Origin of the sequence: Pseudomonas sp. JS425 (assembly GCF_018223845.1) — a bacterium.
GTDB lineage: Bacteria > Pseudomonadota > Gammaproteobacteria > Pseudomonadales > Pseudomonadaceae > Aquipseudomonas > Aquipseudomonas asiatica.
Map to the genome: position 1 here is coordinate 5,438,966 of NZ_CP073661.1, position 26,913 is coordinate 5,465,878.

Annotated in this window: 22 protein-coding genes; 11 read left to right on the top strand and 11 right to left on the bottom strand. The window is 55.2% G+C overall.

Annotated features, from left to right (window positions below; translation table 11 throughout):
- Positions 1 to 32: 32 nt before the first annotated feature.
- The 4 genes from KDB76_RS25050 (at position 33) to KDB76_RS25065 (ending at position 6,533) form a co-directional block, all read left to right on the top strand.
- On the top strand, positions 33 to 947 hold the full coding sequence (locus KDB76_RS25050; protein WP_024947258.1) for a hypothetical protein: 915 nt from the start codon (positions 33 to 35) through the stop codon (positions 945 to 947).
- A 49-nt stretch (positions 948 to 996) separates the two neighbouring features.
- Positions 997 to 1,494, top strand: a complete 498-nt coding sequence (gene radC / locus KDB76_RS25055) for a DNA repair protein RadC (protein ID WP_024947257.1) — start codon at positions 997 to 999, stop codon at positions 1,492 to 1,494.
- Between the two features lie 282 nt (positions 1,495 to 1,776).
- Positions 1,777 to 2,079 (top strand): hypothetical protein, encoded by a 303-nt coding sequence (locus tag KDB76_RS25060; protein ID WP_060489792.1) that lies wholly within the window; start codon positions 1,777 to 1,779, stop codon positions 2,077 to 2,079.
- A gap of 623 nt (positions 2,080 to 2,702) precedes the next feature.
- Positions 2,703 to 6,533 (top strand): DNA methyltransferase, encoded by a 3,831-nt coding sequence (locus tag KDB76_RS25065; RefSeq protein WP_049887274.1) that lies wholly within the window; start codon positions 2,703 to 2,705, stop codon positions 6,531 to 6,533.
- Here KDB76_RS25065 and KDB76_RS25070 read toward each other — a convergent pair.
- Together KDB76_RS25070 and KDB76_RS25075 are read right to left on the bottom strand one after the other, a co-directional pair.
- The gene (locus tag KDB76_RS25070; RefSeq protein ID WP_212632204.1) at positions 6,516 to 8,018 is read right to left on the bottom strand and encodes a DUF2357 domain-containing protein; all 1,503 of its coding nucleotides are present in this window, start codon (positions 8,016 to 8,018) and stop codon (positions 6,516 to 6,518) included. The genes KDB76_RS25065 and KDB76_RS25070 overlap by 18 nt on opposite strands.
- A gap of 74 nt (positions 8,019 to 8,092) precedes the next feature.
- Positions 8,093 to 9,976, bottom strand: a complete 1,884-nt coding sequence (locus KDB76_RS25075) for a hypothetical protein (RefSeq protein ID WP_024947255.1) — start codon at positions 9,974 to 9,976, stop codon at positions 8,093 to 8,095.
- Positions 9,977 to 10,017: 41 nt separating this feature from the next.
- Here KDB76_RS25075 and KDB76_RS25080 point away from each other — a divergent pair, with 41 nt between their 5' ends.
- Together KDB76_RS25080 and KDB76_RS25085 are read left to right on the top strand one after the other, a co-directional pair.
- On the top strand, positions 10,018 to 10,449 hold the full coding sequence (locus KDB76_RS25080; RefSeq protein WP_170870245.1) for a GTPase domain-containing protein: 432 nt from the start codon (positions 10,018 to 10,020) through the stop codon (positions 10,447 to 10,449).
- 6 nt (positions 10,450 to 10,455) lie between these two features.
- Entirely contained in the window at positions 10,456 to 10,710 is a 255-nt protein-coding gene (locus KDB76_RS25085; protein ID WP_024947253.1) for a hypothetical protein, read from the top strand.
- Positions 10,711 to 10,983: 273 nt separating this feature from the next.
- Here KDB76_RS25085 and KDB76_RS25090 read toward each other — a convergent pair whose 3' ends face one another.
- From KDB76_RS25090 to KDB76_RS25100, 3 genes are read right to left on the bottom strand one after another with little or no spacing between them, the layout of a single operon-like run.
- Positions 10,984 to 11,184 carry a hypothetical protein gene (locus KDB76_RS25090; RefSeq protein ID WP_024947252.1) on the bottom strand — a complete coding sequence of 67 codons (201 nt, stop codon included), beginning with the start codon at positions 11,182 to 11,184 and terminating at the stop codon, positions 10,984 to 10,986.
- A 46-nt stretch (positions 11,185 to 11,230) separates the two neighbouring features.
- The gene (locus KDB76_RS25095) at positions 11,231 to 12,283 is read right to left on the bottom strand and encodes an ADP-ribosylglycohydrolase family protein (RefSeq protein ID WP_024947251.1); all 1,053 of its coding nucleotides are present in this window, start codon (positions 12,281 to 12,283) and stop codon (positions 11,231 to 11,233) included.
- Positions 12,284 to 12,292: 9 nt separating this feature from the next.
- Complete coding sequence (locus KDB76_RS25100; protein ID WP_024947250.1) at positions 12,293 to 12,550, bottom strand: hypothetical protein; 258 nt, start codon at positions 12,548 to 12,550, stop codon at positions 12,293 to 12,295.
- Between the two features lie 119 nt (positions 12,551 to 12,669).
- On the opposite strand from KDB76_RS25100, the gene KDB76_RS25105 reads away from it, so the two are divergent.
- Positions 12,670 to 13,545, top strand: a complete 876-nt coding sequence (locus KDB76_RS25105; RefSeq protein ID WP_024947249.1) for a WYL domain-containing protein — start codon at positions 12,670 to 12,672, stop codon at positions 13,543 to 13,545.
- Between the two features lie 195 nt (positions 13,546 to 13,740).
- Here the strand turns inward: KDB76_RS25105 and KDB76_RS25110 are convergent, their stop codons facing one another.
- From KDB76_RS25110 to KDB76_RS25120, 3 genes are all read right to left on the bottom strand, one after another.
- Positions 13,741 to 13,953, bottom strand: a complete 213-nt coding sequence (locus KDB76_RS25110) for a hypothetical protein (protein ID WP_212632205.1) — start codon at positions 13,951 to 13,953, stop codon at positions 13,741 to 13,743.
- Positions 13,954 to 14,182: 229 nt separating this feature from the next.
- Complete coding sequence (locus KDB76_RS25115) at positions 14,183 to 17,593, bottom strand: TM0106 family RecB-like putative nuclease (protein ID WP_024947247.1); 3,411 nt, start codon at positions 17,591 to 17,593, stop codon at positions 14,183 to 14,185.
- A 65-nt stretch (positions 17,594 to 17,658) separates the two neighbouring features.
- Positions 17,659 to 19,314 carry a hypothetical protein gene (locus KDB76_RS25120; RefSeq protein ID WP_230852925.1) on the bottom strand — a complete coding sequence of 552 codons (1,656 nt, stop codon included), beginning with the start codon at positions 19,312 to 19,314 and terminating at the stop codon, positions 17,659 to 17,661.
- Positions 19,315 to 19,359: 45 nt separating this feature from the next.
- Here KDB76_RS25120 and KDB76_RS25125 point away from each other — a divergent pair, with 45 nt between their 5' ends.
- Positions 19,360 to 20,007: a HEPN domain-containing protein gene (locus tag KDB76_RS25125; protein ID WP_033968774.1), complete on the top strand. Its 648-nt coding sequence runs from the start codon at positions 19,360 to 19,362 to the stop codon at positions 20,005 to 20,007.
- A 239-nt stretch (positions 20,008 to 20,246) separates the two neighbouring features.
- On the opposite strand, the gene KDB76_RS25130 is transcribed toward KDB76_RS25125, so the two are convergent.
- Together KDB76_RS25130 and KDB76_RS25135 are read right to left on the bottom strand one after the other, a co-directional pair.
- Positions 20,247 to 20,915: an inovirus Gp2 family protein gene (locus tag KDB76_RS25130; protein ID WP_024947928.1), complete on the bottom strand. Its 669-nt coding sequence runs from the start codon at positions 20,913 to 20,915 to the stop codon at positions 20,247 to 20,249.
- Positions 20,916 to 21,404: 489 nt separating this feature from the next.
- Positions 21,405 to 21,584, bottom strand: a complete 180-nt coding sequence (locus KDB76_RS25135) for an AlpA family transcriptional regulator (RefSeq protein ID WP_023442851.1) — start codon at positions 21,582 to 21,584, stop codon at positions 21,405 to 21,407.
- A gap of 628 nt (positions 21,585 to 22,212) precedes the next feature.
- Between KDB76_RS25135 and istA the strand changes: the two genes are divergently transcribed.
- Complete coding sequence (istA, locus tag KDB76_RS25140) at positions 22,213 to 23,727, top strand: IS21 family transposase (protein WP_038410324.1); 1,515 nt, start codon at positions 22,213 to 22,215, stop codon at positions 23,725 to 23,727.
- A 20-nt stretch (positions 23,728 to 23,747) separates the two neighbouring features.
- The gene (istB, locus tag KDB76_RS25145; RefSeq protein ID WP_038410325.1) at positions 23,748 to 24,503 is read left to right on the top strand and encodes an IS21-like element ISPre4 family helper ATPase IstB; all 756 of its coding nucleotides are present in this window, start codon (positions 23,748 to 23,750) and stop codon (positions 24,501 to 24,503) included.
- On the opposite strand, the gene KDB76_RS25150 is transcribed toward istB, so the two are convergent.
- Positions 24,495 to 25,172 (bottom strand): hypothetical protein, encoded by a 678-nt coding sequence (locus KDB76_RS25150; protein ID WP_212632288.1) that lies wholly within the window; start codon positions 25,170 to 25,172, stop codon positions 24,495 to 24,497. The genes istB and KDB76_RS25150 overlap by 9 nt on opposite strands.
- Before the next feature lie 661 nt (positions 25,173 to 25,833).
- Here KDB76_RS25150 and KDB76_RS25155 point away from each other — a divergent pair.
- Positions 25,834 to 26,514, top strand: coding sequence for a hypothetical protein (locus tag KDB76_RS25155; RefSeq protein ID WP_125940083.1), 681 nt, complete (start codon positions 25,834 to 25,836; stop codon positions 26,512 to 26,514).
- Positions 26,515 to 26,913 lie beyond the last annotated feature (399 nt).

Consider the following 26,913-nt stretch of genomic DNA (forward strand, 5'->3'; position numbering starts at 1 on the left):
GCTTTTTTATTTTCAGATCAAGGAGCACCACCATGCTCAAAGGTTTAGCAATCACTCCGCCGGTACTCGGGCGCATTTCCATCGGTAAGGTCGTCGAGAAAAACGGCAAGCGCCTGCCCGAGAAAGATGATCAGTTCACCATCACCTCGCAAGTCCAGAGCCGTGACGGCTGGTTACTGCATCCACTCAATGAGGAACTGCGCAATGGCCAGGATGGCAAGCTGCGCAGCATTCCGATCCGATTGCTGTTCAACGAACCGGACCTCAACTTTCGCGCGGACTACAGCCTGTTCGACCGTACCACCGGCAGACCGCTATGCGTCGGCAACGGTGAAACGTGCAAGCGTTTGACCAAGGACGGCATTCAGTCGCTGCCCTGCCCTTCACCCGATGGCTGCCCAATGGCCCAAGGCAATGCCTGTAAGCCTTACGGTCGGCTGAACGTGGTGATTGGCGATGACGACCCACTGGGCAGTTTTGTCTTCCGGACCACTGGATTCAACAGCATCCGCACCTTGGCAGCGCGCCTGCATTACCTGCAAGCCATCTCTGGCAATCGCCTGGCCTGCCTGCCATTGGATCTGCGTCTGCGTGGCAAATCCACCCGTCAGAGCCACGGCACGCCGATATTCTACGTCGATATCACGGTGCGCAGTGGACTGCCCCTAGAAGAGGCCTTGCTCGCCGCCAAGCAACTGGAGAAAACCCGGCAAGCCTCGGGCTTTGACCAGAGCTCCTTGGATCACGCAGCCCGGCAAGGTTTTAACAATGGCGCGTTTGAAGACAGCGAGGAGGACAGTGGCGCCATTGTCGAAGAGTTCTTTCCCGCTGCTGAAACCCCACCCAGCAACGCAGAGGCCAAACCGGCGGCGCCGTCAAAGCCCTCACTGGCTCAGAAGCTGGAGGCTCAGGCTATCGAGCCCAGCACTAGGCCTTCCGTTCAGTAACGCTCTGCTCAACCTCCCCAGCCTTCCCCATTCTTACAGGAATACCGTCATGAAATATCACAAGCTCAAAGCCGGTGAAGCGAGTGGCACCTACGTCATGGAGTCCCCCGTCACCGAGGCCGACATCCTGCAGATGGCGCAACAACTGGCCATGAGTCGTCTGTCTAAAGGCCGGGCACTGACTGAGCCGAAGCAGGTGTTCAGTCACCTGCAAACACTGCTGCAGTACCACGAGTATGAAGTCTTTGCCCTAGTGCTGCTCGACTCCAAACACCGGGTCATAGGCTTTAGAGAACTGTTCAGAGGTACGCTGGATGGGGCTAGCGTGTACCCACGAGAAGTGGTCAAGATCGCCTTGGAGCACAACGCTGCGGCCATCATTATGGTGCACAATCACCCCTCCGGCGACCCAGAACCCAGCCAAGCCGATCATACGCTGACCACCACCCTCAAGAACGCTCTGAACATGGTCGGCATTCGCATCCTGGATCATGTGGTGGTGGGCCATGACGGTTGTGTCTCGTTGGCTGAGCGAGGGTACCTGTAACCGAAGAGCTAATCATTCCGACCGATGGACTACCCTTGGCCAGGGTAGCCCTCGGTGCAGTATTCCCTCACATCCTGCTTTTTATTTTTTATGCTGCCCGCTTTGTAATGGGTCAAGCTGACCAACCGCGCGGTTAGCGTGGCGGAGGATTCGCACCTGTCCCCCCAGAGCAATCGCATCACAGAGGCGGCTTTTCATCACCGCAATTGGCTCCAGTTTCTATCCAAACACCGACGACTCAGGCAAAATCCATTTCCCGCTCTTAATTGCATCCTGCAAAACATGAAACTCCTCAACACCTATGACGACCGTGATGAAGCCGAAGATGCAGCGGAGAAGCTGACTGGCAACAAGCGCCTAGCCAGTGAGCGCGATGGTACTGTTGTGATTTACAACCTATTCGGTATCCCTACCTGGGGGAATTTCCTTCGCCTTGGAATGTATAACTTAGATGAGTTAAAAGCACTCCTGGACCGCCGTGACAGTTGGCAAGCGACTCATCAGGCACGCCACGCTGAGATTATCGCAACGCTGCAGACGGTGGCGAAGAATTACGGAGTGGGTATTCCAAAGCACTGGCTTTAATAGCCCCCTTGGCCAAGGTATACCGACAATCAGCGATGCGCCAAGCCCTGAGACAGCAGATTGAGAGATCGCTGGCCTGCTGCTCAGGCAGCATAATCCGTAGGTATTCAGGAAGGCTAACGGATCATTCTTTCCTCAGATGAATGATCGAGACTATCAGCGCAGCCGAGTACTGGACACTACGTAGCGCGCCGACGAACAGACATCCATTCCGAACACCTTTGATCCTAGACTACCGGCTGCAACCGGCGAACCAAGACCGCCGCGACCGGCCTCCTCGCACCTCGCCTTGTCGTAGCACATCTGCTGGTCGATGCTTTCGACGCTCTACATTAGCTGTGCTGCCCTATTCACTGAACTCCAGCTGAGTACCGCCTCACCACCTGGGACGAAGGCAAGCACGCGAAGCCGCTGCCGGCGTATCCCTCTACCCTTTCGTTCAGAGGGAGCATCCCCGCCACCACCTGCGAGATACCCGCGCATAGACAGGCCTTTCAGCTACATGGCAAAGGTTGACAAGATTTGTTAACCTCTAGCCCATGGATTCTCAAATTCTCGGTAGCAACCACATGAAGCCTTGGTCAGCAGGAAATGCAATAAAATCTAGACGCAAGTCTTTGAATATGTCCCTGGAAAGCCTGGGAGAGAAGCTAGGCGTTAGCAAGTCCTTCATGAGTTACGTCGAGTCAGACGAGCGCTCCCTTAGTGAGGAGCAGGCGTCGATTCTGTCGGGCATCGTAGGCATCCCCGCAGACCTCCTCCTCCTTAGCGCGGGCCGACTTCCAACGGATGTAAGAGAGGCAATCTCATCTGATGCCGCTGAGGTGACGGCGTCCGTACGGCAGCATTTTGAGCAACACGCGATCGAATATCCCGACCGCCCAACACGCCCACTTCCCTCCGTGTCGACCTTGAAGGAAAATATCTCCACTTCAGACATCCCCGAGCGCGTCGCAGTCAGCAAATCCACGACCGAGTACCGGGCTCACAGCTATCACACCAAGGTTCCCCCCGAGGCGATCCGCCCCTTCATTCGAGCCCTTTCCAAGCCTGGGGACCTTGTTCTTGACCCTTTCTCGGGATCAGGGATGACCGGTGTCGCAGCACTGATGGAAGGCCGCAATGCACTTCTCTCCGATTTATCCCCTGCTGCAGTCCATATATCCAGAAACTATACGACGCCTTGCGATCCAAAAGAGTTCTCCAGCGCCCTACAAAAAGTGGCGGAGCAAGTCGATCCGACCATGCGCTGGCTGTACCAGCCCATAATGCAGCCTGGTCAGACCATCGAATACACAACCTGGAGTGATGTTTTCTGTTGTGGTGAATGCCAGAAAGATATCCTCTATTGGGACGTCGTCCATACAGCGGGCGGGACCGACGCGCGCGGGCTTACCTGCCCACACTGCGACACCTATCTGCGAAAAAGCGATCTCGTCTGGGTATCGGAAATACCCGTGCAGACTCATGTATCCGCCGGAAGCACTCGAATCTCCTCCCACGTGCCGACTCAGCATGAAATGGAATTGATAGAGGAGGCAAATGAAGCTCCTATTCCCCATTGGATACCCCGAGTGCCGTTCGGGTCCGACCGTGAGATGTGGAGAGCTTCCCACACTGGCATGGGCATATCCGAGGTCAGTCATTTCTTCACCAAGCGAAACCTGCATGCCCTTGCTGCGCTTCGCCATGCGATTGTCACCACCTCAGAAGGACGTATCCGCGAGGCCTTGATGTTCGCTTTCACGGCTTGCATCAACCGGGCTTCTCGCCGTTATCAATGGAACGCAAAGCGACCAACGAATGTCATGACGGGGACCCTGTATATCTCCTCGCTACGATACGAGTGGAATGTCTGGAGTCTGTTCCGGAGAAAAGCTGCTGACGTAAAAAGGTACTTTGAACGTTTCCCCAAAACATCGACCACCGCTCAGGTTATGCACAGGTCAGCAACAGACCTCTCATGCTTGCCCGATGGTTCAGTGTCCATGGTCTTCATGGACCCGCCATTTGGATCCAACATTTTCTACGCGGACAGTTCCCTGTTATGGGAAGCATGGCTTGGCTCCCTAACCGACAACACCGAGGAGATAGTGGTCAATAAGAGCCGTGGCAGAGTGGGTGGCGGAAAGACCATGGACGATTACGGCCACTTGATGACGAAAGCCTTTTCCGAAGTGGCGAGGGTTTTGAAGCCGGGCGGCTACGCAGTGCTCGCCTTCTCGAACTCCGACGACCAAATATGGATGGAAATACAAAAAGCTATGGCCGCGGCAAAGCTCGAAACTGACACGGTGCATATCCTAGATAAGGGGCAGCCGTCGATCAAAGGCGTGAAAGGGGTTACGGGCAAAGAGAGCGTCACAACGCTCGATCTTCTCATCACCATGAGAAAGCCTGCATACACCGTCGAGGACATAAGCAACAATACGGCCTCGTCGGCCTTCGTTGACAGCGCCGTCAAGAACGCCCTCCTTAGTGGTGGCAGTCGAACAGACGATATTTATTCATCCGTGATCCAAGCACTACTCGCAGGCAACTACAGCCTCTCCGGTATTACAATGCCAAACATTGCGAAACGGTGCGCTCGTCTAGGAGCAAGGGAAGTCGCGGGCAAGTGGACGCTGGAAAACACGCAGTCCCTGGAGCAACGCGACTTTGTTAAAGAGTACCTTTCGATAAAGGACAGTCTTCCCATCGCGACGCTAAGCACAACCCCTAAGAAGGCGCCTGCTGCGCCTCTCGTTCCTGGCGGACGCAATAGCGCGCTCTACACGGCTCACAGTTACCACACGAAGGTTCCGCCCGAAGCGATAATCCCTTTCATCGAACACTTCACAAAACCGGGGGATGTGGTCTTGGACCCGTTTTGCGGTTCAGGCATGACTGGAGTCGCAGCAGCCCTGACTAGTCGTCAGGCGATCCTCAACGATTTATCTCCAGCCGCCACCCACCTTGCCTGGAACCACACTCACCCGTGCGATCCGTCGGACCTCGAAGTCGCATTCGCCGAAATCGAGGCCAAAGTGGGCGAGCGGATGGGTGAGATCTATGGCACCACGGATGAGAACGGAGCGCCAGCGCTGCTCCATTGGACCATGTGGAGCAGCCGACACAAGTGCCCCCATTGCGGAAAGATTTTTGCACTCTGGGATGCCATTGATCGTTCGGAAGGCCGCATAGGGTCAACCATCACCTGCCCTCTTTGCGAACATGAAGTGGTGCGAAAAAAGCTCCCCACGATCGACTCCGTGCCCGCCTGGCTTGCTTATAAAACGAAAGACGGCCGGAGACTGGAGCGCAAGGCTGAGAAAAAGGACATCGCGAAGGCTCTCGCGTTTTCAAGAGGTGATATCGAGGACTGGTTCCCCTCAGTTGACATCGGCCCGGACAGGGAAATGTATATCCGCTGCGCACTTCAAAACAAAAATGTTCGGGAGATAGCGGATTTCTACACGGATCGGAACCTACTCGCATTGTCACTGATTTGGAAGGCCATTGGTGAGATCACAGATAAGCGCAAGCGTCTGGCTATGGCCTTCGCCTTCACCAACACGGCATGGCACGGGACGCGCATGCGCCGCTACAACGCACGCGGAGGCCAACGCCCACTTACTGGAACGCTATACATTCCGCAGCTTTCCTCAGAGTGCAATGTTTTTGAAGTTATGCGAAACAAGATCGCACAATTGAAAAAATACTATGCAGCCTTCCAACCGACGGCAAAGCAAATGCCGTTCGTCTTAAATGGAAGCGCCACGAATCTCTCGGCCCTACAGGACGGGAGTATCGATTATGTATTCACTGACCCACCTTTCGGCTCAAATCTTTTTTACGCCGACTGCAACCTGATCTGGGAGTCCTGGCTGGGCAGAATCACAGACCCCACCAACGAAGCGGTTGTGAACAAGTCACTGACAGAATCTGCTGGCGGTAAAAGCTTGGAGGGGTACGAAGCCTTGATGACGGGCGCGATGCGCGAGATCGCACGAGTGCTCAAACCGGGCGGCTGGGCCACCGTAGTTTTTCACAATACCGACGGGGGGGTCTGGGCAGCTCTTCAGAGCGCCGCAAAAGAAGCTGGTTTTGAATTTCACGAGGCCGCATCTTTAGACCGCAAACAACAGAGCCACAAGGGCTACAAGGGACGGAGTGGGCAGGAAGATGTAGCCCATTTCGACGTGGTAATGAACCTACGCAAACCTGAGAGGGTCAAGGCGGCCCCAGCGAATAAGACGACCAAGGCCTTTAACCTGCAGGAGCTAGTTGCCGAGCTTGCAGCTGACCCCGTGTTTGCTGCCCGAGGCGTTCAGGGGATCCATGCTGAAGTGATGCGCCGCATGGCCTCCACGGATGCCAGCAACTTTGTCGACTTCTCGGAAATTCGGGAAATGCTGGAGAAATCGTCCCAACCAGGAACGGCGCCAAAGGGACAACTATCCTTGATCGACTAGCACCTGCACCAAGTCCATTAACGTCGATGAATCAGCGCCTTCCGGCCTCGCCGGAATGGCGCCAACACCGTCAAATACCGCAATCCCTCCAGGGCTTTGTCGTCGGCCTCCGCCCCTCTCATAAAACATGAACTCGCTGCCTGGATAAACAATGAAAGCTGCCTTCAAGTCCGAGATCGCATCCCTGTACGTGTGCATTTTGTAGAGGTCGGCGCGGACGAATGTTGCATCTTCATCCTGCGAATCTTCTAGTGAAGGTAACCACTCCAGGCGGTACTTCGCATCGAAAGCGTAGCGAGCCCCATTCAGGATAACAACAACGTCAGGGCGTAGAGGGGTAGAGTAGGCAGAGCCTGCCGACCGGGTGTAGGACGGATTGAAGGCAACGCTTACACCGTCCGACAGCGACACTGTAAGGCTACGAGCAAGGCCTTCGCCCAAGTCATTGCGCGAAACCGCCACTTCTCTGGATGAACTCCCAGTTGCCGCACAAACGGCTTGTAGCACCTTGAGAAATACCCAATATTCGTATAACAGCGCGATATCTTTGCCTTGTATAAATCGCTCAACCTCACCCTCCGCACCGGGCAATGCCTGGTGCACTCCCAGTTGCAACCAAAGGTCCAGTATATCCTTGTAGCCATCCCCTTTACCGAGTGCCTGGGTAGGACCAGCGAATGCCGTTAGAACTCCTACCTCAGAGAGAAATGGTGATCTTACGGCGGCCTCTAGGATGGAGGCCATTACCCGGCAATCTGCTCGCATCTGGGCATGAATATTGGATTCATCAAGAAACCGGTAAACGATGACCAAACACTCTCCGATAAAGTGCTTGATAAAGCGGTTCTCGGGAGTGTCATAGGACAGGCGCCGTGATGATATCGATACTCTAGTTGGGTAGTGCTCAACTGGGGGCTCACCGATCCCGAGCGCCTGAGCCAACGGACTGCCGGAAACAGCGTCAAAGCGGCGTACCGCAACGAGCCGTTCAGGATGAGTGAATATGTCCGTGACAGAGCGTGAATCGAAATTTCGTGCCCGCTCAATGGGCACTACCGGCCGCTCAAGCAAAAACCTCCGAGTGGGGCTCCGCTCTACGATTGCAAAGAAATCCTGTAAGCGCTGCCCTGGCTCCCGCCTAATGATGACATCCCGAAGAAGCTGCAACTGGTGAAACGGAACGGACGGCTGTTGTTCGCCAGATGCGGCTGCGGAAAATCCCGAGGGCGATCGCCAGCCAAACACCAAACTTGAGGATAAACGGGAAACCTCCTCAAGCAAGCCAGAAACTCCGCTGTCGCCGAGTTTGGTTGAAATCACTCGAAGCTTAACACCAGCCAGGAAGGCCGTCCCCACAAAGTTTTTAAAGGCTAGAACGCCTGTCCTGTCAGTAATGGGGTCATAGCCGACTTCAACCAGCGCCCCGACCTCCAAGGAGGAGCCGGGCTCCGGGAACTCGATAACGTACTCGACATTCTCCAACAAGACGACCACATCACCGGCAAATGCCTGGGCCGCCTCCTTGCCGCGTCGAGGTCGATAGATAAATGCTATCTTAGTCACTTGAAGAAGGTCACAAAGCCGAATTCCCGCAAGCGCTCCAGCATTTCAAATCCCCGGCTGTACGAGTTCGGCAGCCTAGCGACGTCCTCGCGCGTGATCGTTCGAGTATCCTGGGCGGGGCCCGGCATGGATAAGTCGCGCAGATACCAGAGAAGCGTGCAAAGGGTTGCCTCCAGCCGTGCGCGGTTACCCTGAATACGCGGAAGGACCTTCTGCAGAAGAGCACCGTCCAGCGCCCTTAGCATCATAGTGTCTTCATCATCCTCGGGAAGAATACGGTTATAGATCTCCATGAAAAGGCTGATTTCAGCGGCGGATCTATAGCCAAAGTGAAGCTGGGCTCTTTCCATTATCCGATTGATTGCAACTAGATGATCGTGCGTCTCTTGCGGCAGAGCCTGAAATGTCTCGGTTGTGGCCAGCCGGAAGAGCGGAAGCGTGTCCGGGAAGCGGTAGCCATGTTCTTCAGTCGCAGCAATACCGCGGCGCATGCCATCCAAATCAACGTCATTGAATTCAATGACCATCGAGCGGTCCAGTACCTTGGGACTGAAACCAAAAGTTGTTTCATCGACGTTCACCGTGCCCGTCACGATTAGATTAGTCGGTATGGCAAGCGCGCTCGGAACGCTAATATCCGAGGAGTCGCTATCGCCCCCACCAAGTAAGCTGGCTTTTGCTTCAGCGTGACGATGCAATGGGATCGGTTGCTGGCTGATCGTTCCGTCCGGCTGGAGCCGCCTGCTTTCCGAGCACGCCAACCAATCGCTGAAATAGTGCTCTACACGCGCTAGGTTCATTTCGTCAAGGAGCATGAAAAAGCGCGGCGCCGCTGCTTTGACAGTAGACTCTTCCAGAGAAGCAGAGGCTCTAAGCATAAGGTCTAGAGCCAACGTGGACTCGTATCGACCCGAAATGGGGTTCACGAAGCCCATAATCGACTGATTATCGATCCAGTCTGGCCTAACAGGAACCAGGGCAAAACGATCTCTCTCGGGCTCGACACTACCGGCTACGAAAACAAACTCATTTCCAACCTCTGGGTCAGAGACCACCGATGTAGCCGTTCGAGTGGTCCTTGACACAGAGTAAAATTCAGCTACCAACTCTGCCATCTTTGATTTCCCCGTGCCGCTGACTCCAGCAAGGATCACGAACGGCTTGGCGGCAATGGAGGCGACATACCTTGCCAACAGGTCTGGCTCAAAGTGAAACCCTCTGTCTAGACAGAACTGCCAAAGTGAGACATTGCCATTTACGTTAGTGTCGGACACCCTGGCTGCCCCCATCGCACCTGATAGCAATGCATTGTGGTTGGTTAGATACTCGGGAAAAAACTCTGGTTTGAGGGTCAAAATGTTGGCTGTTCCGAAAGCGACCCCGCTCTTAGTAATGTGATGCATCCCTTCGACAAGCGCTGCTTGGATGTCCTGTTCACTCACCTGAACGGAGGGGGATCCTTTCCCCTTTTCCATACGTTTTTCGAGCCATCTCCTGTCGTAAGCCACCAGAACCCGCCGACTTGGAGAATAACCCATTACTAGATCGATGAAGCCACCATGATCCATTCCCTCCTCACTAGAGGGGGCGTTGGTGATTTGGATTCGGAACTCCTTGTCGTCCCTCCCTCCTCCACCGTGAGTGATATCGAACACCCACAGGCGAACCCTCCGTTCAATGCCCGCGATATCCGTCCACTTCAGCTTCACCGGATTTTTCGGCGAACTGGGGCGCTGGATGCAGGCATATCCGGAAGCGGCAAAGCCACTGGTCATTTCCTGTAGCTGTTGTATTGAGAGGGACATCAATCTCGTCTTTTTTAGCTGGAAGTCGATGGTGCCGATACTCTCAGCTCTGAATCTTCGGGTAAAGGCACCCATGAAGGCATAACGCCACTTTACCTACCTTCTCTTGCTATGTGTTGAGCAGAGGGAGCCCGCTGTGGCATCCCACCCTCCAGCAAGGACGAGCAGCGAAGTCTCCACACGCACTGAGCCGATGGTGTATCAACCGCTGCCTGTTCCGTTATGTTGATAACCACTGCGCTGACCCGGAGCTGTTCGGCAACCTGTGCATCATCGATACGCCCGGCTACAATCCGGGTACCACGGGTGGGGCCGCAGCCTCCGACCGTAGCACTGCAGCCTCCCTGGTCAATCAGGCCTCGGCGCTGGTCTGGGTCATCGGCCTTGACCCGGCCGGGACCATCGACCAGTCCGACATCGAGTCCACGCCGTTCCGCGCAGAGTCGCTGTATATCGTGTTGAACAAGGCGGATGTGAAGTCTCAGGACGATATTCTTGAGATCATGCAGCAAGTAGCCGACGACCTGAGTTTCGCGGGTATCGAGTAGGCCGGCATGTACGCCTATTCGTCCACGCGCAAGAAAGACTACCCCTCCAGCGGCCTGGCGTTCGAGCAGTTCCTGCACTCGATCAACCGTAAAGTGGATGTAGTCGGTAAGGTTAACAGCAAGCTCGATACCGTATTCGATGCCTACAAGCAGGCCATCCAGGCCGATATTGCGCAACTGGAAGGCCGCAAGGGCGAGTTCAATGCGTTCAAGCTCGATGCGCTGGAAATAGGCGGAACGGCGCTGTTTGACAGAAATTGATCGAGCATTCCCCATCTCTGAGCAAATGTTCGATTCTTCCGGGCTGGAAAAACTCGTTGATGAATGCGAAGGCCTTCGTCGAACGCTCAAGCCGGCCGCTCGAAAAGCCCTGGAGGTTTGCGAACTCGTTCGCACCAGAACCTCTGTCGAGTCTGATGACTTCCTTCGCAACTCGAATACGCCGGTAAACGCCGGCACACAGAGTGTTAATAACCCAGGCCTGCCTGCTGGCAGCCCGTTGCTGGCCAGGGCGCTGAACCCTGGCCTGTGCGCTCAAAATCGCCGCCGCGCCAGCAACTCCGCCAACGCCCCTTCAAGCCACCCTGCGGTGCGCATCTTCAGTGCCTTGCTCCCGCACCTCGGGCACTGGTCAAACCACTCGCCGGGCATCAGCGCATCACTTTGCAGTGCCACTGTCTTTGTCCAACCGCATCCTTCACATTCAAAGGTGAAGGGCCTGGGTTTGATGGGCATTCTAAAGCTCCTTGGTCTCTTCGCTGATGTATTGCCATCGGTGCATTCAACTGCCCGGATAAGCCAATTCGATCTGCTCGTCGAACGCGCCACCCAACCCGCAGTAATCACGTGGAACACGCTCAAGATCCTCGGCTACCTGCACGATCACCTGGCGCAGTTCCAGGCGTTCGAACCAGCGGGCAGGAATGGCAGCAGCACCATACTGGGCACCCAACAAGTGCCCGGCGACAAGCCCTGTGCTGTTGCTATCGCCACTGTGATTCACCGCCGTGATCACCCCTTCTTCGAGTGATCGTGCTGTCAGCGCACACCACAGTCCAATCGCCAGCGCCTGCTCGGCAACCCACCCACCGCCAAGGTCGCCAATGCGTTGCGGGGTGGGTGTATAGCCCTCGTAGTAGAAAAACAGCACGCGCTCGATGAGGCTGCGCGTTTCTTCCATACCAGGTACTTGCCCATATTTGGCCAAGCTTTGAGTTACCGCGTGTTCCAGGCTGTCTTGTCTTTCGACAACACGCTGAAGAATGTCGGCGAATAGCCCTGCCGCCAGGTAGCCCGTCGGATGCCCGTGCGTCAGGCGTCCAGACTGCGCCGCGTAGTCAAATGCATTGGCAAAGAATGCACAGGGTGCAACACGTACCAAGGCGCCGCAGCCCTTGCTGTTGTTCTCGGCAACCGCTCCCAACCGCGCGCTGGCCTTTAGTGCATTCAGGCAAGTTGTGCCTGGGGAGCGACGAGACCAGAGTTCGACTTGCTTGATCAGCCAGCCATCTGTGACGATCGGTATCGCAGAGGGGTAATCCTGGGTCATCAGCCAGCGCAGCAACGCTTGGTGAACAATGCTCGGGACATGGCACGCCTGCCGTAAACTGCCAAGCACAAAAGCGCGCAGCAAACCTTCTGCGGTGAACAGCATCATCTGCGTTTCGTCGCTGATGGCGCCGGTGTTGCCGTAAGCCGGGGCAAAATCAATGATGCCCTGCGGACCGAACTTGGCTTCGATGGCAGGCCACTCAAGAAACTCCACGGGGGCGCCAAGCGCGTCTCCGACAGCACCACCCAGCAGGCAGCCTTTGATCCGTTCAAGTCTGTTCATGCACTTCCCTTATCGCTCTGCAGAGATCAAGTTCTGCAAAATCACCAGCTTGCTTTGCAACTGCTCGATGTGCGCTTTCTCAGCACGCAGTGCCGAACGTAGCTCCCGGTTTTCCATCTCCCAGATCCGCGCCCAACGTGCGTCCTGGCGGCAGGCAAGCGCCACGTGCCAGATTTCTCGCAACCTCAGGTACTGCATCAGGAGCACCGTCAGGATCACCCCGATCAACACCAACGCCCCTGTCGAAACCGCTTCAGACATAGTCATGTCCACATCCTTTCGTGACTTCAATTTATTTCGAAGACAGACACACGATATGTAGTGATCAACGACAGGTCTATAATGTAGACCTATACAGGTAAAGTATTCGCGCACATGGAGAGGGTATGAAACGCAAGCAATCTGTTGAACAGGTACGCTGGGACCTGGCACTTCGCTATCGTTTGATCGAGACCGTTGCCTGGTGGGAAGGCAGGCTGACCACGGGGCACTTGATGCAGAGCTTTGGCATCAGCCGCCAGCAGGCATCCAAGGACATCAATACCTACATCACCGAGCATGCGCCCAAAAACTTGACATATGACAAGCAGCTCAAGGGGTATGTGCCGAGCAAGCAGTTCAAACCCCTGTTCATCGACGACAGTGCCAGCGCCTATTTGCACCTGCTCTATCAGAACAATGAGCGTGCCCCGCACATTGATGGATTGGCACTGGCCTATGCGCACACCAAGGTGTTGGAAGTGCCCGATCGCCCCATTCGACCGGAGATTCTGCGCCCCTTGCTCAAGGCCTGCCGCGAAGGCCTGCGCCTGGAAACCGAGTACGTGTCGTTCAATACCCCGAACGTAGAGGTTCGCCTCATCGCCCCTCACACGCTGGTGTACACCGGCATGCGCTGGCATGTGCGGGCCTACTGCGAAAAGAATGGCCAGTACCGCGACTTCGTGCTAAGCCGTCTGCGCGGGCAGCCGGACCTGCTAGACGAATCGCCGAATACACGGGAGCTGGATGAAGACTGGAATGTCGAGATTCCGGTTATCTTCGAGCCCGATGGGCGATTGAACGAGGCGCAGAAGGCAATCATCGAAACCGACTTCGGGATGACGCAAGGACAATTGGTGGTGCCCAGCCGCAGGGCCTTGGTGAAGTATGTGTTGCAGCGTTATCAGATCGACCCGCGCAACCTGGCGACGAGCCCTGAAGCCCAGCAAGTTGTAGTGAGCAACCTCAAGGAATTGAGGCCGTGGCTGATGAATGACTGACGCTCAAATCTCCGAGACGAGGGGCATGACGCCCCTCGTCGATGGCCGGCTCGTGCTCGTTCAGCCGCAGGTGTATCTGCTCAACCCTATTCGGAGAACGACTCACTAGCGGCCAGCCAAGAAGAGATCCAGCCGTCGAGGATTTCAGCCAAACCGGCTGACGACATCTGTATCAACAGTCAGGTTTGTCCCCAGTCACTGTAGTTTCCGCACCACGCCTTGGGCCTCGATGATCATGCGGTCGAGCAGAGCGAGCATGTCATCGACATCAATTTCCTGAAAGCAGCCCTTCGCCTCCTGCTCCAGGATCATGGCGGCGAATTCCTCGCTGTATTCGACCTCATCCTCGGTTCTAACTTGCGCGGGACCTGGGTCATCCGAGTGACCATCCCCTTGGTCATTACACATCACGAACCTCGCATTGAAATGGGACCTTAGCTGAACGGTCGCGCCAACTTGGCCCAAGCAGACACCCGTTGGAAGCAGAAAAAGGACGGAGTTGTCGACGTTATCGGCGTTTGTCAGGCCGAATCGGAAGCACGTCGGTCCAACTCCTGTTTCATCTCCATGTATTCACGGACAAACTCGTAGCCCTTCTTGGCAACGACGATAACACCGATAATTGCGAACAGATTTTTCATAGCAAAACCTCTTGGTATTGACGGGTTTCGTCGAGCGTTCCGTACCTGACCGCCATGCACAAGCCGTTGACCAAGTTCATGTCTTGCGGCGTCTGGCAACGAATGGCCGTCAGATCAGGACTGGCGACAATACAAGCTAGCGACTTCGCCCGGCTGACCGCTACATTCAAACGGTTTTTCGAGTACAGGAAGCCGATGTCCCTGGGCAGGTAGTCTTCATTCGACGTCGCCATCGAGACGATGACAATCTCTGCCTCTTGCCCCTGAAACTTATCCACAGTGCCGACGCGCGCACCCGCCGGCAGCACCTGCTTCAACAGCTGTACCTGCAAATTATAGGGCGCCACGACCAGGATGTTTTCGAGAGACACAGCGTGCTCCTCGCCGGTGTTATCCACATAGCGCTGCTGCAGAAAGTACGTGTACAGCGCTTTGATGTACGCGGCTTCTTCATCGGAACTCTGGCCGTTGCCGTCGTGCTCCACAGAGCAAAACATCAGTCCGCTGCCCGGTACATCTGGCCGCTGGCCATCCAGTCGCAACACCTGCCGCTCGGTTCCTGGTGCCGACGACAGTTGACCTTCGTACACCGCATGAGAAATGAATGAGCAAACGTGCGGATGCATCCGCCAGGTTTGCGCCAGAAACACCCCACGATCAGGCGCAATGGTGGGCGTGCCATCCAGCAGATAATCGAGGATAGAGTCACCGGAACGGCCAGGGTGCACGCCTTGCACTGGTTGCGACAATTGCATCTGGTCGCCCATCAAGACGATGTTGCGTGCCGCAATGCCCATGGTAACCAGGTTCGCCACGCTCACTTGACCGGCCTCGTCGATGAAGAGGTAATCCAACGCCTCGGTGAAGGTCTCGTCGGCAAATAGCCAGGCAGTACCCGCAGTCAGGTCAATTCCCGGCCCCCAGGCATCAAGGAAATCCTTTTTGTCTTCGATGGAGCGAATGCAGCAACCAGTGAACTCAGTGCCCTCTCCCTCCGATGACTTTTTCAACCCCTTGAATGCAACGCCCTCTGCTTGTGCACGAGACTCAACAGCAGACAACAGGTTGTTGATGGCATAGTGCGAATTGGAGGTCACACCGATGCGCTTGCCTGCTTTGAGCAGGTCAACAATCACGTGCGAGCCCGTGTAGGTCTTGCCGGCACCCGGCGGCCCTTGAATAAACAGCACGCTGTTCTCAAGATTGCGTACCACCTGCTTGATGGCATCCGTCGTCGTCAGGCGTGGATCCAGTAGTGGCGCACCCGGCTGGACGTCTTTCACCCGCGGAGCGCATCGATGGAGAAAGTCCGACACCGCCTGGAAGCGCTGCTCACCGGCCAGGACGCTGTCGGCATAGCGAAACAGTGCCTCGCGCAGCGAAGTCGATGGAATCGGCCTGCCGGGAATCATGTCGAAGTCATCCGGTGGCGCTTTGTTCGCGGTGGCTTTGAACATCGCCAGACACGCGTTACTGTCCAGGTTAACCAACTGCACATTGGCCAGGGACTCGGTGATGACGCCTTGGGAACCCGTGCGCATCTTGCTTTCTTGAGGTTCGAAACTGTATTCAAACAGAAATGATTTCTTGATCGGTTCGGGCGGCGTTTTTGTACGCCGCAAACCGGCCAGGCTCTCGATATCCTCCAGCAGCTCCTCAGTGGTCATGTCCTGACGGCTGAACAACTGCCACCATGTCGGCTTGTCTGCCCGACGGTGGAAGTCGAGCAGCTGGAAGGTGAGCAACCTGACTTGATCCGCTTCGCTCAGGGCACATTCGGCGGCGGGCAAGCCAGCGAGCAAGCGATCGCGATAGCTTTCCAGACGAACCTCAATCTCCTTTTGTTCCGCTACAGCTTTCTCGCTTTCTGTTTCAGGCTCGGAGAGAGCGCTCGCATCCGACGGTTTAATGCTCAAAAGCCAGTTGCGCAGAAGATAGGTGGATAGCACGTCGTCTTCGTTGTACCGCTCGATCTGCTTGAGCAACGCCGACTCGCCAGTCTCTTTCCAACGCTCATAAAACACGATGCTCGCACCGGCATTGGTAACGTCGCCGTCTCGCTGCCCCATGTAAAAATGCTCGATGTTCTTGATCGAGTAGCTGGGCTCAGACACCCGGATCGCTTCGCGCACAACCTTGTAGAGGTCGATCAGCTTGCCGTTGCGCAGCAACCAGTCCACTTGTGCCTCGCGTGTACCGTGCTGGCTCATCAGGCGCTTGATGGCCGTCTCTTCATAGCTGGCATAGTGGTAGATATGTGCGCTGGGGTAACGCTTGAGGTGAGCGATGACCCAGTCGATGAACTGCTCGAACGCGATCTTTTCTGCCTCTCGGCTATGGGCCCAGAAAGGTTTGAAGGATTGCTGGCCACCTTCGTCGATATACAGACCGAAGAGATATTCCAGGCCGCCCTCCTCCAGCGGATTGCCCTCCATGTCGAAGAACAGATCGCCCTCAACCGCCGTGGGCATTCGGTTAAAACCCCGCCTCTTCCCCACGACCGGCAGAAACTCGAACAACGGGCCATCGCTGGAGCGCCCCTGGAACTGCAAACGTGCCTGATGGCGCAACTTGCCCAGCGACTCCACTTGCAACTTGGGGATGCGCAAGTCATCGGTACTGTTCGCCAACTGCTGCAATGTGGTCACACCACCAGCCTGCAATTTCTTGATTTGCGATCGGCTGATGCCGGCGACTGCCGAGAGGTGATCGTCTTGCAGCCGTTGTTCGTCACAGCGATCGCGCCACACACAAAACCCGCAATGCCCGCATGGCTCCGGGTACGTCACAGGTTGTCCGTGACTGTTCACGAACGCCGTGAAACGCTGCAGCACTTGCTCCAGATAATCGGCGTAGTCAGCGACCCGAAACGCCTGCTCCGTACGCGCAGAATCACCCAGTACGACATACATGAACTGCGGCTGTATGCCCTGGATCGCAATCAGCATTCGCGAGTAAAGCGCAACCTGTACAAGGAACTTGGCCTTTGCAGACTTGGCCAGCTTGGTGTCGATCACCTCATAGCTATGATCGCCCAGCGTCGACGCCCGCGGCACCTTACGCAGGAAGTCGGCATGCCCAATAAAGGCACCTTCCTGGAGCGAAGCCTGGAAGATGATGTCCGCACCAGCCTTCATGGCCTCAATGGTCAGTTCCACCCGCCGCGCGAAACTCGGATTGCCCTCGGCAATGTCGACTACGTGAGCATTTTCGCGTTTGAGTCGTTCAAGAAACGTCGCTTCATGAGCGAGCCCCTTGCCCTGGATCAGGCGGTTCTGCTCGCTTGCCGGCGCTTTTTCCATAGGGGCAACAAGATGCTGAAGGTCCAGTGCCGTTAGGTGCTGGCACTCCAGAAAACCACAGATGTCTGAGGCGGAATACAACTGAACGCCGTTCCGGGTTTGCATGGTTGTATTCCACCCTGTGAAAGGCCAAGGGGCACATGGTGCTGCGCAAATGTTGCGTGTGTTGCTCAGGCGTCGAGCGAGCAGTCCTGGTAAAACTGCTCGAACAGACTCGTTGGCGAGTGCTGCGCATCAAGCAGGCCGAAGTGTGTGCCCACGTTACGCCCCAGGGCCATGAGTGTCCTTGCAGAGTTCTCGGTACCGGCATAGCCGGCACTCACGATGTAGTCGACACGATCCTTGTCGGTCGTCGCTCGCGCATACGCGTTGCCCGTGATCAACACATCCACCAAGCAGACACTGACGCGCTCATCACCGACTGTGAACGGCTCGAGGGCCTCGGTAGCCAGGGCCGCACGCAATCCGTCCTCACCACCGGCAACGATGCGCTCAAGCTGTGCAAGCGGTCGGCCGAACAAGTCGAACTCTTCAATGGAAAACGGGAAACAGTAGCCCTGTGCAGTGGTACGCGTGAGCGGCTTCTCGTCACGCGGCTGGGCCACCAGCCATTCAACAAACGAGGTTTTGTTATCGAGAGCACCGCTGTAGCGGAAGGCCAGATAATCCTTGAGAACCTGGCTGAAAGGATGCCCCGTGGGCACCCAATTATTGCCTCCACGCTCGCAGTCCTGCGCCTCGACTTCTGGCTTACCCGCTATGGAATTAGACGCCAGCGCCAGACCAAAGCAGCGAAGGTCATAGCCAAGCATGAACAGGCTGGCCTCGAAGGCATGGCAACGCGCGGGGAGAGTCCCTTGCCCAGCAAACCAATTGGTACGCTCGAGCAGCGCTCGAATAATCCAGCCCAAGCGCACTTGCCAACGCGCCCACTCGGCATAGTCGATCGTCGAAAACTGCGGCGCCGCCACGCTGTTCAAGAACGCTCCTGGGTTGCGGATCTGGCTGCCTCGCGCGCCGCCGGACGGGAACATCAGCAAGGGTTTACCACGCCCCGCCCACTGCTGGCGAAACAGCGAATACAACATGGCAATCGCAGCGCCCACACGGCTGTCATAGATTGGAGAACCAGACAAATCGAGCAAGGCGTGAATCTTGGTCAGGCCAGAATCGAAACGCTCGACACTGCTAGCGTCGAGGTCATCCAGGTCATTGTCACCGTCGAGCGTCATGAGTCCGGCCATCTTTTTCAGGTAGCCCGACAACTCGTCTTTGGCCTCCAACCGGTGCAAGAACGGAATGGCGCCCCGCACGCCGCCCCAACGAAGAATCTGCAAACACGCCTGAAGCGCTTGTTGCTCATCACCAGCGTTGACCGCACTCGTCAGCCACTCACGCAGTTTCCCCAAAGAGCGTTGGGTTTCAGCCCAGGTTTCAGACTCAACCACACTCTGGTTGGAGTCGTGCCAGCTTGCCTTCCAGCGATAGTGCTCAAGTACCCGCTCAATCCCCTGGACTTCAACCGTCAAACCGCCAGGTACAAACTTGCTGGACTTGAAGCGCAGCTTGAACGTGAGCGCCGGCAAGTTGGCTGCCAGCCATGCAACGAAAGATTCCACTTCGGGTTGTGCCAGGAACTGTTCACGCTTCATGCAGGTCGCCTTGCGGGCAATGTCGAATGGCCATACCCTAAGCAAAATGGCAGACCACGTCCACGTTGTCTGTTCATACAGGTAAACAAATTGAGCAGGTTCTAATGCCCTGAATAGACGCTTTTCAACGCCAGCGGCGATTGGCCCGGCCACCTGTAAAGTTTTCAGGCACACGCTACCTCTTTACCGACCGCCCACGACTTCAAGGATCGGCACTTAATGGACCATCAAGCACTCAAAGCCCGTCACCGCCAGGAACGTGAAGGCCACCATCCCAACCTCACCTTGCGCGTTCATCGCGCATTAAGCTGGCTGAATCGCGCCGAGCAGGCGGATGATCTTGATGGGCGCTTTATCTTTCTGTGGATCGCCTTCAACTCTGCCTATGCCACGGACATTGATGAGCAGTTCCGACTTTCCGAGCAGTCCACGTTCAAGGCGTTCCTGGACAAACTCTGTGCGCTAGACACAGCCAACCTGATCGAGAACCTGGTCTGGTCCGAGTTCTCAGGCAGTATCCGCGCATTGCTGGACAACCCCTACGTATTTCAGAGTTTCTGGGACAACCAGAACGGCAAGATCAGCGAGCAACAGTGGACCGAGCGGTTTGCCAGCGGTCGACGAGCAGCGCAGCAAGCGTTAGCCAACCGCAATACCCCAGCAGTACTCGGTGTTCTGTTCAATCGAATCTATACATTGCGTAACCAGGTAATGCATGGGGGCGCAACCTGGAACAGCAGTGTGAACCGGGATCAACTGCGCGACTGCTCGAACCTCCTCGGCAAGCTGGTGCCTGTGATTATTTTGCTGATGTTGGATAACCCGGAAACGCTATGGGGTGATGCTTGTTATCCGGTTGTTGCTTAGGCAGACCACATTCCAATCCCGCGATGACCGGTGACAAACCAAGTGATTCCGCTTGCTGCTTACACTGAGTGGAAGGCGTTCACACGCGTTTGAATATGCGCGAATGCTTTGCCTGTAGGAAGTCAACGCAACAAGAATTTGAATTCGGGGCTCGAATTTGTCCTCAGTGACAAAGCCCTCCAAGCCCTCAGGTCAGTTTGCCTTCCTGAGGGCTGGACTGGGAACAAGCTACTTACCCTCTATCCTCGGCTGAATCCGAAGCCATGAGCGCCCTCCCCATAACGCTTCGTCGCAGCTTTACAAAGGTAGCTGGCACGATGAAACAGATCAGGTAAGTAATCCACATTCCCTGGCCGGACCTCCCGGTCTACTCGGTATTCCGCATTAGACGGGATATGTACCAAGCCCCTCACTTGCTCAACCTCGCACTTCAACGCACTGGCCCAAGCCTCCTGCATGCGGCTGATCATGTTCGGCCTCTGTGGCTGCAACCGCCCGATTGTGTAGTAGGCGTCCCTGTTGAGCAGGATCAGCAGGTGGTAATGCTGTCGCCCTGCCTCGCTCCTCTCTCTCGCCCATACGTAACGTACCCTGCAGTCATGGGCGTACTTGTTCTGCTCACGTGCTTTCTCACGATTGTGCTCAATTTTTGCTTTGAACGACTCGATGAACCTACTAATCACACGGTTTGACAACGCATCATCCGGAATACCCCCAAAACGCGGAAGACGCAGGTCCACCCTGAACGCAATCACCCTAGGATACTGATCAAGTGCAAGTTTGATGGTGCGACTCAGGGCTTCAAGGTATCCAAGTATAAAAGGGCCTTTTTCACCCATTATCGGCAGGCCCTGAAAAGTATCTGCTGAGTACAAACGAAGATTACGGTTCTCTGAAAAACGACGCATGGTTACTACCTACTCTACTGAAGTTCATATCTTCAGTCGGCTTGATAGTTATTTACACGTTCACCGCAACCCATTGAGCTAGACCTCAACGAGCTCATCACGCAGATACCAAAGTTCAATATCGATCACCTAAACCATACTGCCAACCGCAAGGTATAAAGTAGACATTCATGATAGATACCAGTTAGAGGGACATCTATGACCTTAACCTAATGATTCAATATCAGGCCCTACATGAGTGATAGGCAGGAGTTATTAAACAGTAGTGCTTAGAACACTAAAGCATACTACCCGCACCGAAAGCTCCAAAAGCATAAACCCTAGAGAAAGTTAAAGCATTCCTGTTCAGAGCCAGAAAAACAACGCCACCAAAAGGTCCGGCAAAAAAACATCATGTCCGGGAGTCAACCGGACATGATGTTTTCATTGAAAGAAAATAAAGCAAACAAGAAGCAGACCAGCTGCCAAGAACAAGCCCATCAAGACCTACTAATTTCGCTCAACTAGCCTAGACTGAATCCAGGAATGAACCTCTGACTCCAACCAGCCAACAGAGCGCCCGCCTAACGAAATAGGCTTCGGAAATATCCCTTCAGCAACGTACTTATACACCGTAGATCGGGCCAGACCAGTAATTTCAATAACTGTTTTCATTCGAAGTATGCGCATGACCAACTCCTCAAATCCGTACACAGGATCTAGGAGGCCGGTAAAGAGTTACTGACCATTACTGGCATACAGAGCGATTTACCCCCGATACCGATAGCGCGTGGGAGTATGAACCTGAAAAAGAAGGCCAAAACGATAACGGTCAATCTCAGGCATCTCCTCCTCACTTGAAAACCTCTCACACGTAGGCTCGCCAAGATTGCTCTCATTCATGACATAGCACTCTCCTGCTCGAAAACTATTACCAGGAACAATCAACAGAGACCGGCCAACAGCAAACCGCCCAAAGTATGTACCGGGCTCAAAACTCGGCAGGATCTGCAACCCGGCAATTTCGTACGCAAAACCCTTAGCACTTAAAACCAAACTCTGCACACGCCGAGCCATCAAAACAGCGACTACATGGGGATTCCACGCGCACTTGGACACCCATTCCACGAACACTTGGACAGTGATTCCACGCTGACTTGGACACCCATTCCACGGTCACTTGGACACTGATTCCACGAGCACTTGGACAGTGAGCGCTCACTGATCAGCCCCAAGCTCAGGCAGGCAGCAACGCAGGACTATTCACTACCATCGACCTCTTTTTCGAAGCGAAGAGGTCGTCGTGGAGCGTTTATCCATGCGTAAAATCCGAGAGGTACTACGCCTAAAGTTCGACGCCGGCCTGTCCGTGCGCAAGATCGCCGCAAGCCTGCAAATCAGTAGCGGCAGTGCTGGCAATTACCTGCACCGGTTCAACGCCTGCGGGCTGACTTGGCCAACGTCATTGTCGGATGCCGAGCTAGAACGGCTTCTGTTCCCACCGGCCCCAACAGTACCCAGCGATCAACGCCCGATACCAGACTGGGCATGGGTGCACACCGAACTACGCCGCCCCGGCGTAACCCTGGCCCTGCTCTGGCAGGAGTACCGGCTCAGCCACCCGCAAGGCTTCCAATACAGCTGGTTCTGCGAGCACTACCGCTTGTGGGCCGCCAAGGTCGACGTGGCCATGCGCCAGGAGCACCGCGCCGGCGAGAAGTTGTTCGTCGATTACGCGGGCCAAACCGTACCGGTCATCGACCGGCAGACCGGTGAAATCCGCCAGGCCCAGGTTTTCGTCGCTGTTCTCGGAGCATCCAGTTACACCTTCGCCGAAGCCACCTGGTCACAAACGCTGCCTGACTGGCTGGGCTCGCACGCGCGCTGCTTAGCGTTTCTCGGAGCGGCCCCGCAGATCCTGGTGCCCGACAACTTGCGCAGCGGCGTCAGCAAGGCGCATCGCTACGAGCCCGACATCAACCCCAGCTACCGCGACCTGGCCGAGCATTACGGCATCGCCGTCGTGCCTGCCCGTGCGCGTAAGCCCAAGGACAAAGCCAAGGTCGAGGTCGGCGTCCAGGTGGTTGAACGCTGGATCCTCGCGGCATTGCGCAACCGCCAGTTCTTCTCGCTGGGCGAACTCAACACCGCTATCGCACTGCTGCTGGATCGGCTCAACCACAAGCCCTTCAAAAAGCTGCCCGGCTCACGCCGGTCGGCCTTCGAAGCCATCGACCAACCTGCGTTGCAGGCCTTACCGGAACAGCCCTACGTCTACGCTGAATGGAAAAAGGTACGCGTCCACATCGACTACCACGTCGAAGTGGACGGCCACTTCTACTCGGTGCCGTACCAACTGGTGAAGCACCAGCTCGAAGTGCGCCTGACCGCCCAGACCGTCGAGTGCTTCCACGCGAACCAGCGTGTGGCCAGCCACCGCCGCTCGCCGCACAAAGGCCGCCACACCACGCAAACCGAGCACATGCCCAAGAGCCATCGCGAGCATGCCGAATGGACACCGCAGCGACTGATCCGCTGGGCCGAGCAGACAGGGCCCAACACCGCTGGCGTCATCGCCTACATCCTCGAACGCCGAATCCACCCGCAGCATGGCTTCCGCGCATGCCTGGGCATCCTGCGCCTGAGCAAACAGCACGGCGAAGCGCGGCTGGAGGCCGCTTGCCAGCGTGCGCTGGCACTGGGCGCGTGCAGCTACAAAAGCCTTGAATCGATCCTGCGCCAAGGGCTGGAACGGCTGCCGCTGGCCCAGCAAAACCTGCCCCTGCTGCCCGACGAACACACCAACCTGCGCGGCCCCGGCTACTACCACTGACCTGCAAAAGGAACCTTGAAATGCTACCGAACCCCACCCTGGACAAGCTGCAAACCCTGCGCCTGCACGGCATGATCAAAGCGCTGAGCGAGCAACAGGCGACGCCCGACATCAACGACCTGAGCTTCGACGAACGCCTCGGCCTGATGGTCGACCGCGAGCTGACCGAGCGTGAAAACACACGCCTCACGACCCGCCTCAAGGCTGCTCGGCTGCGCCACAACGCCTGCCTGGAGGACATCGACTACCGCAGCCCTCGTGGGCTGGACAAGTCGCTGATCCTGCAACTGGGCAGCGGCCAATGGCTGCGCGATGGCCTGAACCTGATCATCGGCGGCCCCACCGGCGTGGGCAAAACCTGGCTTGCCTGCGCCCTGGCCCACAAGGCCTGCCGCGATGGTTACAGCGTGCGCTACCTACGCCTGCCACGCCTGATGGAAGAGCTGGGCTTAGCCCACGGTGATGGGCGCTTCGCCAAACTGATGACGGGGTATGCCAAGACGGACTTGCTGATCCTGGACGACTGGGGCCTGGCGCCGTTTACCGCAGCGCAACGGCGCGACATGCTCGAGCTGCTGGACGACCGCTACGGCAGCCGCTCGACGTTGGTGACCAGCCAGATGCCGGTGGACAAATGGCATGCACTGATCGGCGATCCGACCCTGGGCGATGCAATCCTCGACCGGCTGGTGCACAACGCTTATCGGATCGAACTGAAGGGTGAATCGATGCGTAAGCGCACGACGAAATTGACGGTGGCAGGGGCTTCAGACTAACAATGCAACCCTGCGTCGCTGCGCTCCGACTGCCTGTCCAAGTGGACGTGGATCAGGTGTCCAAGTGCGCGTGGAACGAGTGTCCAAATGAGCGCGGGCTGGGTGTCCAAGTGTCGTGGAATCCGCAACTACATAAACGAACTCAAAAAACAGCTCGCTTCGAAGGACATCATCCTTGAAATCTCGCCCTGTGCCCGTTCCTTTACTGAAATCTTTCTTGATTCGCAGTTGCAATTCATCATCAGAATTAAACTGACCTAGTTCCAAGGCTTTCCAATGCTTGGACAGTAGCCCTGACGCGTACTCCTCCAATCTAACCTGAAGCGCCCTCGACGAGCTTCTATCCTTGGCTAAAGAAGAAAACAACCCCGCCAGCGCATTAAATCTATCGCTATCAGGCAGTATTCCAGAAAACTTTTTATGCCTCTCGAATTCCAGCCCTTTGCCAAGCCCCGCAGAGCCAATGATGGCTGCAACCTCACTCATCTCCCCCGAATCCCCACTGGATTTCGAGACGAAAGTTAGCACGATCGCTCCCGAACTACCTTTTTGAAAAAACCCATGATGAAAATTAATAAAGTAAACTGACTTTGAAACGCCCAATACAACAGATGTTGCAACACCCGGAATCACCCCTCTCATGACCCTCAGAGCGATCAGCTTGTGCACCTGGGCCTTTATTCGATCTCGATTCAGACCAGTAGCCTGGGACAACCTGGATACTCCGATTCCCCGTACAATCCCAAATTGATCGGCGTATAGAAGCAGAGTGGACAGTAGCAACCGATTACAAACACTCAAGCCACCCTTACAATTTTCCGCAGAAGGGTTCAGTACGTGATCAATTCTCGGTCTATTTATCACATTGAGCTTTTTGTTTTCGTCTTCTAACAACCTAGACAACTTACTTGACGCCCGATACCCACTCTTGGGGCGTCCCCGCCCGCAGACGATAGGTGTGCGTATCAAAAGATCTTCGGCCACCAATTCAGCCAGAGCGCTAGATACCACACGATCCGTAGCACCTGAGGCCTTGGCTAACTCCTTAACCCCGATTGTGATCGACTCCCACAGCCCGTACAGCTGCACGAACCTTACAAGGACAAGCTTCGTCTCAGGGCTGATCCCAGCCAATTCCATCCCCAACAGAACGCAGTGCATCACCCACCCTCACCTTTTCAGGAAGGCAGCTATTAAATCGCAGAATAACACCCTGTTTCAAGAGCATAAAAAATAGACTACGCTACTACGTAACGTCACTCCGTAACGCAACATTAAAAATCATTCTATATAACCTTTAGTTCTAATAAACGCATTAGCGAGGGATTCATTGAAAAAAGCACAAAACAGACTTGGATGGATAGAAAAAGACAACCCAAACATGCTGAAGTGGGCCATCCGATACCTAAACAACCACAGAGCAAATATTCCCGAGCAAACCACCTACGACGGGCTTATAAGGGAATCTGAGAAATGGCCTGAAAGCAGTGAAATACGAGAGCTTTTAAGAAAAATGAAAGGCGCCTGGCGCCAAAAGAAACTGAGAGAAAGCCTAAATGGGAAAAAGCCCAGCAACTTCATACTTTCGACTTCAGCAAAAAAATGCCTGGAAAATTTAGCCAAATCAAGACGCAGCAACATAACTGAAACACTGGAATGGTTAATTAAAAATGGACTTGAAGTAAAAAGCCAATACCGCGACCAACTCAACGAATTAAACAAGTCCCACCGCAAACAACTCGACAGTTATCAAGTAGCAGCTGTCACTCTCACTGAAAAACTAAGCGAAGCCCTAACCGAAAGCTGCAAATTAACGCTTCAAATTGAAACACTAACCCCTTCCCCAGAAAGTCTCCCAACCCCACAAAAGGACCAGATCGAAAAACTTTTCAGAAAGAAAAAATCAACACTCTTGAAATCAAATACAATCATCAAAAGAGACGCCATACGAACACACGAAAGACAGATACAACCAACAACCCATTACCTTGAGCAGGAGCAGGAGCAATGAAGAGATCATAGAAATCACCCGACCAGTTTTGCAACCGAAAAATCATCAATAACCAGGACGATAGGCGCGCCCTGCGCTCAGCATTTTATATCCGTTTTATAGTTATCCTGTGATCGTTTTTTATTTCGGCACAGCACTGTAATTACACCGGCAATTTTCAATAAAACTCACTTGCCAGCCCGATGCTTCCTACTTCTGAAGATACGACTTGGAGAAGCACCAAGACCAATCTTTAGCATGTCATCCACCACCTTCTTACGGACTTCCCTAGCCTGACCACTGGTACCAAATCACACCCATACTGGGAAAGCACCCCTGCCATAACCAAGTTTTCAGAAGTATTCCCTCAAGTCTATTACGGGAGATGCTGTGCTATCACTTTAGGTAGTCTTGAAGGAA